This window comes from Vreelandella zhaodongensis, assembly GCF_013415115.1.
Classification (GTDB): Bacteria; Pseudomonadota; Gammaproteobacteria; order Pseudomonadales; family Halomonadaceae; genus Vreelandella; species Vreelandella zhaodongensis.
On sequence record NZ_JACCDD010000001.1, the window covers coordinates 685,533 to 697,602 of the forward strand.

Annotated in this window: 15 protein-coding genes; 4 read left to right on the forward strand and 11 right to left on the reverse strand. The window is 49.2% G+C overall.

The window, feature by feature from the left end:
* Nucleotides 1-115 precede the first annotated feature (115 nt).
* On the forward strand, nucleotides 116-748 hold the full coding sequence (locus HZS79_RS03065; protein WP_162217315.1) for a helix-turn-helix domain-containing protein: 633 nt from the start codon (nucleotides 116-118) through the stop codon (nucleotides 746-748).
* A 6-nt stretch (nucleotides 749-754) separates the two neighbouring features.
* On the opposite strand, the gene HZS79_RS03070 is transcribed toward HZS79_RS03065, so the two are convergent.
* The 9 genes from HZS79_RS03070 to HZS79_RS16775 form a co-directional block, all read right to left on the reverse strand.
* Nucleotides 755-1,105, reverse strand: a complete 351-nt coding sequence (locus HZS79_RS03070) for a TusE/DsrC/DsvC family sulfur relay protein (RefSeq protein ID WP_162217314.1) — start codon at nucleotides 1,103-1,105, stop codon at nucleotides 755-757.
* A 1-nt stretch (nucleotide 1,106) separates the two neighbouring features.
* The gene (gene tusB, locus HZS79_RS03075; RefSeq protein WP_162217313.1) at nucleotides 1,107-1,394 is read right to left on the reverse strand and encodes a sulfurtransferase complex subunit TusB; all 288 of its coding nucleotides are present in this window, start codon (nucleotides 1,392-1,394) and stop codon (nucleotides 1,107-1,109) included.
* 13 nt (nucleotides 1,395-1,407) lie between these two features.
* Nucleotides 1,408-1,773 (reverse strand): sulfurtransferase complex subunit TusC, encoded by a 366-nt coding sequence (gene tusC, locus HZS79_RS03080; protein ID WP_162217312.1) that lies wholly within the window; start codon nucleotides 1,771-1,773, stop codon nucleotides 1,408-1,410.
* Nucleotides 1,774-1,782: 9 nt separating this feature from the next.
* Nucleotides 1,783-2,172, reverse strand: a complete 390-nt coding sequence (tusD, locus tag HZS79_RS03085) for a sulfurtransferase complex subunit TusD (protein ID WP_179927004.1) — start codon at nucleotides 2,170-2,172, stop codon at nucleotides 1,783-1,785.
* 80 nt (nucleotides 2,173-2,252) lie between these two features.
* Nucleotides 2,253-2,933 carry a Bax inhibitor-1/YccA family protein gene (locus tag HZS79_RS03090; RefSeq protein ID WP_162217310.1) on the reverse strand — a complete coding sequence of 227 codons (681 nt, stop codon included), beginning with the start codon at nucleotides 2,931-2,933 and terminating at the stop codon, nucleotides 2,253-2,255.
* Nucleotides 2,934-3,181: 248 nt separating this feature from the next.
* Nucleotides 3,182-3,352: a hypothetical protein gene (locus HZS79_RS03095; protein WP_179927005.1), complete on the reverse strand. Its 171-nt coding sequence runs from the start codon at nucleotides 3,350-3,352 to the stop codon at nucleotides 3,182-3,184.
* 112 nt (nucleotides 3,353-3,464) lie between these two features.
* On the reverse strand, nucleotides 3,465-4,478 hold the full coding sequence (locus tag HZS79_RS03100) for an aldo/keto reductase (protein ID WP_179927006.1): 1,014 nt from the start codon (nucleotides 4,476-4,478) through the stop codon (nucleotides 3,465-3,467).
* Nucleotides 4,479-4,526: 48 nt separating this feature from the next.
* Nucleotides 4,527-5,177, reverse strand: a complete 651-nt coding sequence (locus tag HZS79_RS16770) for a YheT family hydrolase (RefSeq protein ID WP_246311386.1) — start codon at nucleotides 5,175-5,177, stop codon at nucleotides 4,527-4,529.
* Entirely contained in the window at nucleotides 5,167-5,421 is a 255-nt protein-coding gene (locus HZS79_RS16775) for an alpha/beta fold hydrolase (protein ID WP_246311387.1), read from the reverse strand. The genes HZS79_RS16770 and HZS79_RS16775 overlap by 11 nt, the downstream gene beginning before the upstream one ends.
* A gap of 492 nt (nucleotides 5,422-5,913) precedes the next feature.
* On the opposite strand from HZS79_RS16775, the gene HZS79_RS03110 reads away from it, so the two are divergent.
* Nucleotides 5,914-7,323 carry a cytochrome ubiquinol oxidase subunit I gene (locus tag HZS79_RS03110; RefSeq protein ID WP_179927007.1) on the forward strand — a complete coding sequence of 470 codons (1,410 nt, stop codon included), beginning with the start codon at nucleotides 5,914-5,916 and terminating at the stop codon, nucleotides 7,321-7,323.
* Nucleotides 7,320-8,318, forward strand: a complete 999-nt coding sequence (gene cydB / locus HZS79_RS03115; RefSeq protein WP_162217306.1) for a cytochrome d ubiquinol oxidase subunit II — start codon at nucleotides 7,320-7,322, stop codon at nucleotides 8,316-8,318. The genes HZS79_RS03110 and cydB overlap by 4 nt, the downstream gene beginning before the upstream one ends.
* Nucleotides 8,319-8,369: 51 nt before the next feature.
* Here cydB and HZS79_RS03120 read toward each other — a convergent pair whose 3' ends face one another.
* Nucleotides 8,370-9,092: an alpha-hydroxy acid oxidase gene (locus HZS79_RS03120; protein ID WP_281373446.1), complete on the reverse strand. Its 723-nt coding sequence runs from the start codon at nucleotides 9,090-9,092 to the stop codon at nucleotides 8,370-8,372.
* 84 nt (nucleotides 9,093-9,176) lie between these two features.
* Complete coding sequence (locus tag HZS79_RS03125) at nucleotides 9,177-9,854, reverse strand: hypothetical protein (RefSeq protein ID WP_179927008.1); 678 nt, start codon at nucleotides 9,852-9,854, stop codon at nucleotides 9,177-9,179.
* A 476-nt stretch (nucleotides 9,855-10,330) separates the two neighbouring features.
* Between HZS79_RS03125 and HZS79_RS03130 the strand changes: the two genes are divergently transcribed.
* The gene (locus HZS79_RS03130) at nucleotides 10,331-12,064 is read left to right on the forward strand and encodes an HD domain-containing phosphohydrolase (protein ID WP_179927009.1); all 1,734 of its coding nucleotides are present in this window, start codon (nucleotides 10,331-10,333) and stop codon (nucleotides 12,062-12,064) included.
* Nucleotides 12,065-12,070 lie beyond the last annotated feature (6 nt).

The window sequence follows — 12,070 nt, forward strand, 5'->3', positions numbered from 1 at the left end:
CCGAGGTCAACATCCACTGCGAGCAGTGTCGCTAGCGGCTTTGATACTGCACGACTGTAGTGCTCGACGATTGTGATAACATGCGGTTTTATTGACGTTTACTCACGTGATTTTTATGACCGCTACTACTGAAGAGCATGCTGCGCTGCGCATTGCCTCGGGGCGCAAGCCCTTTGTTGAACCATTACGTTTGGGTGAACGCTTAAAACAGATTCGCCTGGCAAACCAGTGGACACTGGAAGACGTTAGCCAGCGCACGGGCTTGGCACGCTCAACGCTTTCCAAGATCGAAAACGACCAAGTGTCGCCTACCTTTAGCGTCGTTCAAAAACTGATTACCGGACTGAACATCGACCTGCCTCAACTATTTACGCCGCCCAAGCGTGAGCGCTATACCATGGGGCGTAGAGACCTTACCCGCAAAGGCAAAGGCCAGCTGCACCCTACTCCCACGTATGAGCATGAGCTACTCGGGCATCAACTTGCCCAAAAGCGCATGATCCCGTTTAAAACCATTGTAAGAGCACGCAGTTTTGATGAGTATCAACAGTGGGTACGCCATGACGGTGAGGAGTTTCTGATGATCTTGCAGGGCGATATCATGCTCTATACGGAGTTTTATGCACCACTGGTGTTAGCCGAAGGCGATAGTATTTATTTCGATAGTGATATGGGCCACGCGTTGGTATCTACCAGCCCTGAAGATGCCGTCGTGCTTTCCGTTTGCACTCGGGGAGACCTCGTCTAGCTGCAGCTATAAACAGTTAGTAGGTTTGGGCAACCCTGCTATACGTGCAATGCGTTTAGGTGGGCTGCCTGGAAACAGCGACATTAAATATATCGAGCGCCCTTTTTCATCTCCCAGTGCTTGCTGGGTTGCTTTCACCAAAGGGCGCATAGCGGGTGCCATTTCATAGCGGGCATAAAAATCACGTACCACCTGAATAATTTCCCAGTGCTGATCTGTGAGGGTTAACCCTTCTTCTTCGGCAAGTAAACTAGCAACCTCAACATCCCACTGCTCCTGTTTAACCAGGTATCCTTCAGGGTCGAGTTTAATATTTTTCGGGAAATCAAGATAACGGTATAATGTTTGGTCATTCATATCAGTACCAAGAAATGATGCGTTCATTTTGTTCAGTTAACTCAACAAAACCATCCATCTCGACCAGGGGCAGGCCTTTTACATTTGCAAGTGAGTAGACGCCTCTAGAGACAGCATCCTCGGCCAATAAAAAAACAGCAGCTGAACTGACAGTCCAACCCTGCCAGTCAGGGTAAAGCACTGCTTGAACGGCATCTTCGATGAGCAATACCGTATCATCGGCACTCAGCGCTAAAAGAAGCTGTTTTGCCGCATCACTATGGGGCGGTTTGTTCAGAATATGTAGCATCTAGACCCCCCTATTAAAAATTGAGTACAGACGCGTAGCGCTGGAATAGGCTAGGCAGCTCTGACGTCGGTATGACGGTAACGCCTTCAACAAGTTGATCCGAGGTGATATTGAACGCTTGCAGCGTCTCTGCCGGCACCAACAGATTTTCAATATCGTACATTTCCAACATATCGATGGTAGGCAACGTGGCTTTTTGGCCCGGTGCGCCCACCGTTTGCTCTTTGAGGAGTGCTAACACCCCTTGCCCTAAAAACAACAGACTAACGGAGCCCCCAAAAGCAGCGGTGACTAAGGCAACGTCTAACCCTTCCCGTAACTGATTCGAACTGTAGGGTGCATGGCGAATAACAACGAGGCGTTCATTTTCTCTAGTCATTCGTGGCTCCTAGGCAAACGTCATAAAGCGATCACAGCGCTGCTGCAGTTCAAGCAACTGCCCCAAGCCTGTTAGCTCAAAAGGAGCTTCAATATTGAAATTTACCAAACCATGTCGCTTTGCTTCTAGCTCGCTCATCAAGCCACGGCGTAATGCGGCCGCAATACATACATCTAACGCAACATTGTGCTGTTGGTGTAGCTCAATCCATGCCTCGCGCATATTGAGCTCATCTTGTGGGGGGGTCATCAAGCTGGACGCATTATGAACGCCATCCTGATAGAAAAAAATGCCGGCAATACGATGTCCTTTACTTAGCACCGCACTTGCGAACCGCAGCGCAGAATGTGGAGCAGCACTACTGTAAGGTGCCCCCATGATCAATAAACCATACTCCATCACGTTATCTCGTACACTGTTGCCATAAAAAAACAGACCCTACCAAGTAGGGCCTGTTATGAAGTGTGCTACCGGTTTGATCAGTCGTTGCTCATAATACCTAGTATCGAGAGGAGGCTGATGAACAGGTTGTAGATAGACACATAGAGAGTAACGGTTGCGAGGATGTAATTAGTCTCTCCAGCCCGGTGAATAATTTCACTGGTTTGGTAGAGAATAGCTGCTGATGCAAACAGTACAAAGCCAGCGGAAACCATCAATGACAGCGCTGGGATGTTAAAGATCAGCCCGGCCACCATGGCCAAAATCAGCACAATGGCACCCGCCATTAGGAAGTTACCTAAAAAGCTGAAGTCTTTCTTGGTGGTTAATGCAACCGCAGAGAGGCCAATAAAGGTTAGGCCAGTCATTGCCAGGGCGTTCATGATCAAGGCACCACCATTAGGCAGTGTCAGGTACGCCGAAATAATCGGGCCAAGGGTGAAGCCCATAAACCCAGTGAAGGCGAATGTGGTCAACAAACCAGTGGCTGAGTTAGCGGTTTTATGTACCAAGAACATCAAGCCATAGGCACCAATGAAGAACACGAATATGTTCATCCGTTGGATGCCAAGTGCCATAGACGCACCAGCCATGACGGCAGAAAAAAGCAGCGTCATTGCTAGTAGCGCGTAGGTGTTACGCAATACTTTGTTGGCGCTTACGCTGCTGACCGCACTGTGATCCTGCGTTCTTACCGTGTTTGAATCGTTAAAAGCCATGAATCTATGCTCCCTAATGATAATACTAACAACGGACTAGGATGCCGTTACCAAGTTCCAGACGCAAGTATTTGTCTTCCACGCAAGCAGTAATTTTTCAGGTGTCGTCGTCTCTTGAGTTGATGATGCTTAACATTGTACATCCAATGAGACATCGAAAGGCGCTATAAAATTCCCACGTCCCTCACCAATTCACCACTACGTCAGGTCAGATTCAATCACTTTTATGCCATCCATTGGCGGTTTAACTATGAATGGGAGCCAGGTAGATCATCGCCCTCTTCTTCTTTGTTCGGCGCGAGCTGGGTTGAAGTAATCTGGCGAGCATCCTGAGCATTATAGAATCGAGCATCAATGGCACTCAGTACCGCCAACTGCGCAAATAGAACTGCAAAACAGATAACAAGGCCTTTTAACATGCTCGGACGTCCTTAGTAGGCTAACAACTTTTTCGTTGTAAACGAATAATAGTCCTCATCGGACAGAAAGCAACGGGCTACGAAAAAAATTTATCGGCTCTAGACTGGTACCTTAGTGGCGTTCAATGGGAAACTCTTCAGTATCTATATCACCTTGCTGAGAATCGTTGTAGCGAGCGCCAGCCACCTGTTCAGGCAACATCATACCGTTGAGCTGAGTCACCGTTGCATCGTCTAACACAATCGTTTCAGCCAGTAAGTTCTCTCGTAGATGCGCCACTGAGCAGGTGCCCGGAATGGGAACGATATGACGGCCCTGAGCTTTTAACCATGCCAGCGCCAGCTGAGCTGATGACATCCCTAAGCGGGCAGCATGAGCGTTAAAGTCTGCCAGCAAGGACAGATTATGAGGTAGATTTTCTTTGCTAAACCGTGGCATTCCAGCACGCATATCGCCAGATGCCCATAGCGTATTTTCTTGCACTGAACCGGTCAAAAAACCACGCCCTAGCGGGCTAAACGCCACCAAGGCTATATCAAGCTCAGCACACGCCTGCTTCAAGGCAATCTCCGGATTACGTGTCCAAAGTGAGTACTCTGACTGTACCGCCGCCACTGAGTATTCAGCGTTACCTTTACGAAGTGTCTCTGCCGATATCTCAGATAAACCAACCGCGCCAATTTTGCCTTCATCTACAAGCCGGCCAAGAGCCCCCACACTCTCTTGAATAGGAACGTTGCGATCTAGGCGGTGCAGATAGTAGATATCCAGATGATCCGTTTTCAGTCGTGCCAGGCTTTCCTCGCACTGGCGGCGCAGCGTGTTAGGGCGACCATTGATCACGCGTTTCCCCGTTTCTGCATCTAATGCCATTCCACACTTACTGGCGAGAAACAGTTGGCGTCTTTTTGTCTTTAAAGCGAGCCCCAACAGCCGCTCATTTGCTGTTCCACCATAGAGAGTCGCCGTATCAAAATGGCGGTATCCCATGTCGAAAGCTTCTTCCAGAACCCGAAGCGCCTCTGTTTCTGGCACATGCTGTCCATAGCCATTGGAAAGGTTCATGCATCCCAAACCAATACGAGGAGAAGAGACATCGTTTAATCGGTCGAAAAACGCGGACATAGCAACCTCTGAGTCATTGACGTTAATTATGATATTGGTGCTTCGGCGTTATCCAGAACTCTCGCTGGAAACCTGCGACTGCAGCCAGTCAGGCAACCGGTGTTCAAGGTAATAACGTGGCCGCCAAGGAGAACCCGCGATAAACCCTACGTGGCCACCCGAAGCATGAAGCTCCAAAGTGACATGACTTGGCAGGGTTTCAGCATTTGGAACGCTATGCGGAAAGATAAAGGGATCATCTTGCGCATGCACAATGAGCGTTGGAATACGAAGATGCTCGACAAAATAAGCACTACTGCAGCGACGGTAATAGTCATCGGCGCTTTCAAAACCATGCAGTGGCGCCGTAACGCGGCCATCGAAATCCCAAAACGTCTTCATACCTTCCAACGTTTCAAGCGCCGCTAGACGCGCCAGCTCCTCGCAACGCCCTTGGCGTACAAATGCACGCTGTTTACGTTCAACATAGCGGCGCAGATCACCCAGGAAACGTGTCTGGTAAATTTTGGAAAAACCTTTGCTGATTCGATCCGCGCAGTGGTCTAGCCGAAACGGTACCGATACAGCTACCGCCGCCCTCAGTGGTGTGTTACTGCCCTCTTCGCCCAAATACTTGAGCAGCACATTGCCGCCCAGTGAGTAGCCAACCGTAGTAAAGGTGGTGGTTGGGTAGCGTGACGTTAGTTGATTAACCACCATCTGCCAAGTCCTCACTCGCCCCAGAGTGGTACCCTCTGGCACGCTGGTTTGGCTCACCAGAGCAGCCACGCCAATTCACTGCCACACTGTGCCAGCCACGCGCCGCTAACGCCTGTTGTTGTCCCAGAATATACAGTGACGACGAACTGCCGGTTAAGCCATGAAGCAGTAGCACGCAGTATGCAAGCTTCCCCTCAGGGCCATACCAATCTACGTCGATAAAATCACCGTCTTGAAGCGTCATCCGCTCCCGTCGACGATGTAATCGGGGCGACCTGCGAAATAGCGGGCTGTAGAGCGTTTGCAAATGCCCGCCGGGCAACCAGCGTGAAGATCGAAATGAAGACGTGGATGAAAACATAAGAAGAAAAGTGCCAGCAAAAAAACAGCTGGTTAGCTTAGCAAACTTCGTTAGCAGATGAGCTTACAACTGAAAAAGCTCGCCTAGAGAAGGTGAGCCTTACTTGCATCGTTCACACTGGGTTATTCAAGGCACTTTCCGGTACGTAGATGAGCATACGGATTTCACCCATTTGCACATTCGTAATCGGATTCTGCGAATTGAGAAGATGCGACAATACGCCATGCGCCTCTGAATGACTTTCAACTTACGTCTTACAGCGGATTCAACTACTATTAATAATTAAAGAAATATAACCATAGCATTCAAGAATATAATTCCTGCAGAGAAAGCTGATTTTCAATATTTTCATGTCTCACGATCTAGGAGGTCGCCATGGAATTGGATCCCCTGTTGCTTTCAAGGCTACAGTTCGCGTTTGTCGTCTCATTTCATGCTATTTTTCCGGTGTTTACCATCGGGCTGGCTTCCTATATCGCGCTGCTGCATGGCCTGTTTTACAAAACGGAAAACCCCGCTTGGGATCGCTTGGCACTTTTCTGGACGAAAGTGTTTGCCGTTGTGTTTGGCATGGGCGTGGTCTCTGGCATTGTCATGTCGTTTCAGTTCGGTACCAACTGGAGCAATTTTGCCTACGCGACGTCCAACTTTTTAGGTCCTGTCCTCAGCTATGAAGTAGTAACGGCCTTTTTCTTGGAAGCTGCTTTTCTGGGCGTACTACTCTTCGGGCGTAACAAGGTGCCGGAGGGGGTTCACTTATTTGCAGCCATTATGGTTGCCGTGGGTACATTCATTTCCTCGTTCTGGATACTTTCCGCCAATAGCTGGATGCAGACGCCAGCGGGCTTTGAAGTCATCGACGGTCGTTTCCACATTACCTCTTGGATGGCAGCCCTTTTTAACCCCTCCTTCTGGTATCGCTTCGTACACATGGGAATGGCGTCGTTCCTTACCGGTGGTTTTGTTGTGGCTGGCGTCAGTGCCTGGTTCTTGCTACGCAACCGGGATGTTGAAGCCAACAAAAAAGCACTGTCTATGTGTTTGTGGTTATTGTTGGTCTTAGCACCAGCCCAAGCCGTTGTAGGCGACTTTCATGGTTTGAATACATTAGAGCATCAGCCAACTAAAGTAGCGGCGATGGAGGGTAACTGGGAAACACAGTCCAGTGTCCCACTGTTGCTATTTGCGTTACCCGACCAGGAAGCCCAGACCAACCGTTTTGAAATTGGTATCCCACACCTTGCTAGCCTGATCCTGACGCATAGTCTGGATGGCGAAGTCCCTGGTCTAAACGCGGTTCCCGCTGAAGAGCAGCCGCCTGTTATCGTGGTATTTTGGGCATTTCGCGTTATGGTCGGCATCGGGTTATTAATGATTGCTGTCTCGTTGGTTGGATTGCTGTTACGCCGTCACGAACGTATCTACCACAACACGCTATTTCTAAAAACATTAACTATCATGATTGGCGCTCCCTTCCTGGCCGTTCTGGCGGGCTGGATTGTCACCGAGTCTGGTCGCGCCCCTTGGCTGGTATATGGTGTCATGACCCATGCAGAAGGACTCACCCCCTCTCTCACCGGTGGCATGGCACTGTTTACCTTGATTGGCTATATCGCTGTTTACAGCGTGGTGTTTTTGACCGGTATTTATTATCTCAGCCGAGTGGTACGCAACGGTATGAAGGAATCGCCCGCAGAGGTAGAAGGTGAAGTTGGACGTCCGAAGCGGCCTTTTTCAGCGGCACAAACCCCCTTCGATGACGACCTGGAAGGAGCAAACTCATGAGCATTGATCTCTCGCTGGTCTGGGCCGTCATTATCGGCTTTGGCGTCATTATGTACGTTTTAATGGACGGCTTTGATCTAGGGCTGGGTATTTTGTTTCCCTTTGCACCCGATGAAGAGTCCCGAGATGTCATGATGAACTCTGTTGCCCCCGTGTGGGATGGCAACGAAACATGGCTGGTTCTCGGTGGCGCAGGCCTGCTCGGGGCTTTCCCACTCGTCTATTCCGTGTTTTTGCCGGCGCTTTACATTGGCGTGTTTCTAATGCTGGCTGGCTTGATTTTTCGTGGTATCTCATTTGAGTTTCGCTTTAAGTCAAAGAGAAACCGCCGCTGGTGGAATCGTGCGTTCTGTTGGGGCTCCGCTATTGCTGCCTTCGCGCAAGGTGCCGTGGTGGGTGCCTATATCCAGGGGTTCGCCGTCGAAGATTTTCGCTACGTAGGCGGTGCGTTTGATTGGCTAACGCCCTTCACGATAATCACGGGCCTCGGACTGATGGCTGGCTACGCACTGCTTGGCTCTACTTGGTTGATTTTGAAGTCAGAGGGCTATGTGCAGCAGTGGGCCTATCGCATAACACCAAAATTGCTCTTAGCTGTGCTGATGGTATTCGGCATTGTCAGCCTTTGGACGCCCATCATAAGCCCTGAAGTTTTGGAACGCTGGCTAAACAATATTCACATTATTGGTATCTTCCCGCTTCTCGCTTTGGCGTGCGCAGGCGTTCTTTACCGGTCGGTAAAACGTCAGAAAGATGGCTTACCGTTTGTCGCCACGCTGGGCCTATTTATCTTCACCTATCTAGGTCTCATCGCCAGCAAATGGCCTGTTATCGTACCACCCAACTATACAATCTGGGATGCCGCTTCTGCACCTGAGTCGCAGCTGTTCCTGCTCATTGGTGTGCTGTTTATCATTCCTATTGTATTGGCATATACCGCCTGGACCTACTGGGTATTTCGCGGCAAAGTAAAGGTTGGCGAAGGCTATCATTAACGCTGCCAACGCCCACTATTAACGAAAAGAGTGCCTCTAGGGCACTCTTTTTTATTCAGTATCTTTAAGTGTCTTTACAGATACATCAAACGCCTCGGCAGTCCAGGCTGACAGTGACGATGGGTCGGTGACACCTTTTGCATGGCCAACAATGTTGCCAAATGAACGGCGCTTGGTTTTCAGCATCTCCAGGCCCCAGGGGATTTTTGTTGCCATATTGGCAATCGACTTCGCGGTCAGTTTGGGGGGCGCAGACAAACCGTTTTTCAAATCTTTATGGCGTTGCCCCAACACCTGTAAATCAACGGTGACAACGATAGCAGAGCATTTAGCCGCTTTGGCACGCTCAAACAGGCGCCGCATAAAATCATCATCTTTCAAGGTATACACTTGAAACCAAAAGGGCTGGGTAGTGTGCTCCGCAACATCCTCAATCGAGCAAATCGACATCGTCGACAGTGTAAACGGCACGCCAAATTTTTCTGCTGCTCTTGCCGCCTTAATTTCACCATCTGCCGACTGCATGCCGGTGAGTCCAACAGGAGCCAAAGCAACCGGCATAGCTACCTGCTCACCAATCATCATGCTACGGATAGAGCGGCCTGACATATCGACCGCAACGCGCTGTTTTAGATGAATATGCTGGAAATCACTCGTGTTTTCGCGAAAGGTTTGCTCTGTCCAGCTGCCCGACTCAGCGTAGTCATAGAACATTTTTGGCGTACGACGCACGTAATGGCGACGCAGATCTTCAATGTTGGTATAAACCAGCATATTACATCCTCAACAGTTATAGTTCTCATTCAGAACTAGAGCGCCCCCGAACTATAGTGTTCTTCTGTATCGTGCAAGTAAACGTTATACCGTCACAGGGGCTGAAACAGGCTCAGCAGCCTCGCCTGTTACTGCTTTTAATGCCTGACTGACCTCACTGATACATTTTTCGTGGGTGTCATATACCGCACCATACTTTTTGAAAAGTGGGATTACGCCCATGATAAAAGCAGCAACCAGTACCAAGATCGCAACAGCATCTGAGCTAAGCATAAAAGGCAAAAATAAGGCCATGATCAAAAAGCTGATGAATACAGCGACAGCACCAAGCGCCAGCGCCCCGATGATGTACCAGCCACTTGGGTTATGACTGAGGCTGAATCTATCAGCAATTTCCCTAGCTGTCGCAAGAGAATAACCACGCTGGGTATTATGATTATGCACATAGGCCATCGCCATCTTTCGCTGGTCAGCTGCCACAACAATACTAAGCTGATTGCCTTCGCGCAGCTTGATCTCTTGATCATTGAGCATGATGGGCATTTCCACCCCATCTTCACGCTTTACCCAAACTTCCCGCGTGTGTGTGGTACTACTGCTAATATGAATAGGCCGTATCACCGGAGTAGAAGACTCAACGGGCACGTAAGACCCACCCCCACCGCCACGAACATGAAGCTCTGACTTCTCATCAATGGACAAGATTTCTCCACGAATGATTTTCATTTCAATGCTACGCTGACCCCTCGTAATGGTCGACATAAATCCATCCAAGCTAGTTTTAATAAAAAGTGCTGGGCATCACTACCAACTGGCACCACAAATTAATAATAGCTTGAATTGTAAATTAAAATTAACAATGAAAACACTCTGCACATTTGTATTATCGCGATTTTTAAACGAAAAAATCATTCAAACATACGTATGGATATAAGCATTTGGTCATGAGCAATATCGGGTCAGTAGAACGGGAGAACACCTGCGTGGCTATATCGCGCTACCTGAAGAATTAAACGATGTGAACGTAAAGTCTCTGGCGGATAACGTCTCTTACTGCTAGCCTGATAAGTAGATAAATAATCTTATATGTATGATATTTCTAAGCAATTTAGGGTCAGTAAAGATTTGTTTAAATGATTACACTGCTCATTACTATGTAGAGTTTGCACTCAAAAAAACTAGAATTAGTGCCTTAACCTGGGCAAATAAAAACTACTCCACATATGCAGGTATTTCAGATGAACTCCCTCGCCCAGCACCAGAACCCTTCAGCTAATATCATCCGTTCGCTGCTGAAGCATACAAACGAGCTGTCCGTTTACTCCAAGGACATGCCCTACGCCTTAACAGCCGAGGTTATAGAACTAGATCTGAGTAATGGGCATATGGTATTGGGAATCGAATACGCAGGATTGGATATCGAGCGTTATTTTTCCCATGGCAGCGTAAGCTTCGACCTAGAGGCACTGAAAGGCGCTCACACCATGGAGCGTGAAACCTATAGCCTGAGCAACGTCGCTGCCAAGCTGCAGAAGTCGGACAGCACACATTATCGTCTGAGGTGCCAGCTTCCAGAATCGGTGTTTGTCCAAGAAAATAGAGGCGCGGTTCGCATCCCCTTCATCCTGGGTATGCTAGCCCGCGTCAGCCTGGAAGTTTACTCAAATAATCTTAATGTGCCGGGTCGATTGCGTAATCTGTCAGTCGGCGGCTGCATGGTTGATATCGACCTGGCGGACAGCATAGCGATCAGTGTCAACCAGAAGATTCCTGGGGTGTCTCTCGAATTTCCCAATGGGGAGAGCTTTTTTGCCGAGGGCAAAATCTGTCATATGCGCCCTTTTGGTAACCATGGTTATGCTGCGGTGGGCGTTCAGTTCATCAACCTGTCGACGTCACAAACCGAAACCTTATTTCAGTTCGTTAATGAGTCCGAGAGAGAAGCGGCCTACCGGACGGGATCCAACGATAAGCTGACGTATCACTCTGCCCTTTTCATTCCGGGCCTCAAAGAGAAGAAAATTTTGCAGAGAGAAGCCCAAGAGCGTGAAAAGCGAGGACGCCAGCCACCAATGGAACGTGGTGTGATGGATGTCGCCCACCAGCTCCAGGTAGCGCTGATGTATATGAAAAATCGCGACGTGTTCCCTAGCGAGATTTTATACGATTGCGTTGATACGCTTCGCTATCTTGTCGAGCAGGATCGCAAAGCGTTTCTGTATGCTCTGGCGTTCCTCCGAGAAGAGCCGGACTGGGTCAGACATGCCGTTCAGGTCACAGGCCTGCTGGCTGACTTACTATTGTCCCGCGACCCGCACGACCCCCAGGTGCGTGAAGCGATGCTGGGTGCTTTGCTCCATACTGTTGGCAAGCCCCTGCTAGTATGCGAAGCATTGCCGTCACTCAAGGTAAATATGAATCCTGATCAGAAAAAAATTCTGAGTGGTCATGTAACAACGCTGCGCGAGAAGCTAAAGAAATTAGCCTGGGAACCAAGCCCTACCTGCCGCGATGTAATTGAAAATGCGAACGAACGCCTAGATGGCTCTGGCTACCCTGCTGGGAAACACGGTCAGCAGATATCGAAGCTAATTCGGCTGTTAGCGGTCATCAAAGTGGTCAACAAGCTCTTACATTCGCGTAATGGGGAACCAGCGCACCCACCCCTTGATGCCTACCGCATTGTCAGTAATGCAGACACCGCCTATGACAAAACAGTCTTAGTCGAGTATATCCAAGTGTACGGCCTTTACCCGATTGGCTGCTTGGCCAAATACTCGGGCAGCTTTCTGGCCTGGGTCATGGATGTGGACGCCAAAGGCATGCCGAACCAGGTTCACATTGTCAAGAACCTGCGCTTCCCAGAGACCAACATCAGTAGTGTTATCTCCCAAAGCGACATATCCCAGATTGGTAAGCTAGAGGGTATCGTTAACCCTTTGGATTACGGGGTGAAGGTACTCAAAATTTAGAGGGAG

Bases quoted from the DNA above. Each gene is read 5' to 3' on its own strand.
- HZS79_RS03065 (WP_162217315.1), top strand. From the start codon at position 116: ATGACCGCTACTACTGAAGAGCATGCTGCGCTGCGCATTGCCTCGGGG.
- HZS79_RS03070 (WP_162217314.1), bottom strand. From the start codon at position 1,105: ATGAATGACCAAACATTATACCGTTATCTTGATTTCCCGAAAAATATT.
- tusB (WP_162217313.1), bottom strand. From the start codon at position 1,394: ATGCTACATATTCTGAACAAACCGCCCCATAGTGATGCGGCAAAACAG.
- tusC (WP_162217312.1), bottom strand. From the start codon at position 1,773: ATGACTAGAGAAAATGAACGCCTCGTTGTTATTCGCCATGCACCCTAC.
- tusD (WP_179927004.1), bottom strand. From the start codon at position 2,172: ATGGAGTATGGTTTATTGATCATGGGGGCACCTTACAGTAGTGCTGCT.
- HZS79_RS03090 (WP_162217310.1), bottom strand. From the start codon at position 2,933: ATGGCTTTTAACGATTCAAACACGGTAAGAACGCAGGATCACAGTGCG.
- HZS79_RS03095 (WP_179927005.1), bottom strand. From the start codon at position 3,352: ATGTTAAAAGGCCTTGTTATCTGTTTTGCAGTTCTATTTGCGCAGTTG.
- HZS79_RS03100 (WP_179927006.1), bottom strand. From the start codon at position 4,478: ATGTCCGCGTTTTTCGACCGATTAAACGATGTCTCTTCTCCTCGTATT.
- HZS79_RS16770 (WP_246311386.1), bottom strand. From the start codon at position 5,177: ATGGTGGTTAATCAACTAACGTCACGCTACCCAACCACCACCTTTACT.
- HZS79_RS16775 (WP_246311387.1), bottom strand. From the start codon at position 5,421: ATGACGCTTCAAGACGGTGATTTTATCGACGTAGATTGGTATGGCCCT.
- HZS79_RS03110 (WP_179927007.1), top strand. From the start codon at position 5,914: ATGGAATTGGATCCCCTGTTGCTTTCAAGGCTACAGTTCGCGTTTGTC.
- cydB (WP_162217306.1), top strand. From the start codon at position 7,320: ATGAGCATTGATCTCTCGCTGGTCTGGGCCGTCATTATCGGCTTTGGC.
- HZS79_RS03120 (WP_281373446.1), bottom strand. From the start codon at position 9,092: ATGCTGGTTTATACCAACATTGAAGATCTGCGTCGCCATTACGTGCGT.
- HZS79_RS03125 (WP_179927008.1), bottom strand. From the start codon at position 9,854: ATGTCGACCATTACGAGGGGTCAGCGTAGCATTGAAATGAAAATCATT.
- HZS79_RS03130 (WP_179927009.1), top strand. From the start codon at position 10,331: ATGAACTCCCTCGCCCAGCACCAGAACCCTTCAGCTAATATCATCCGT.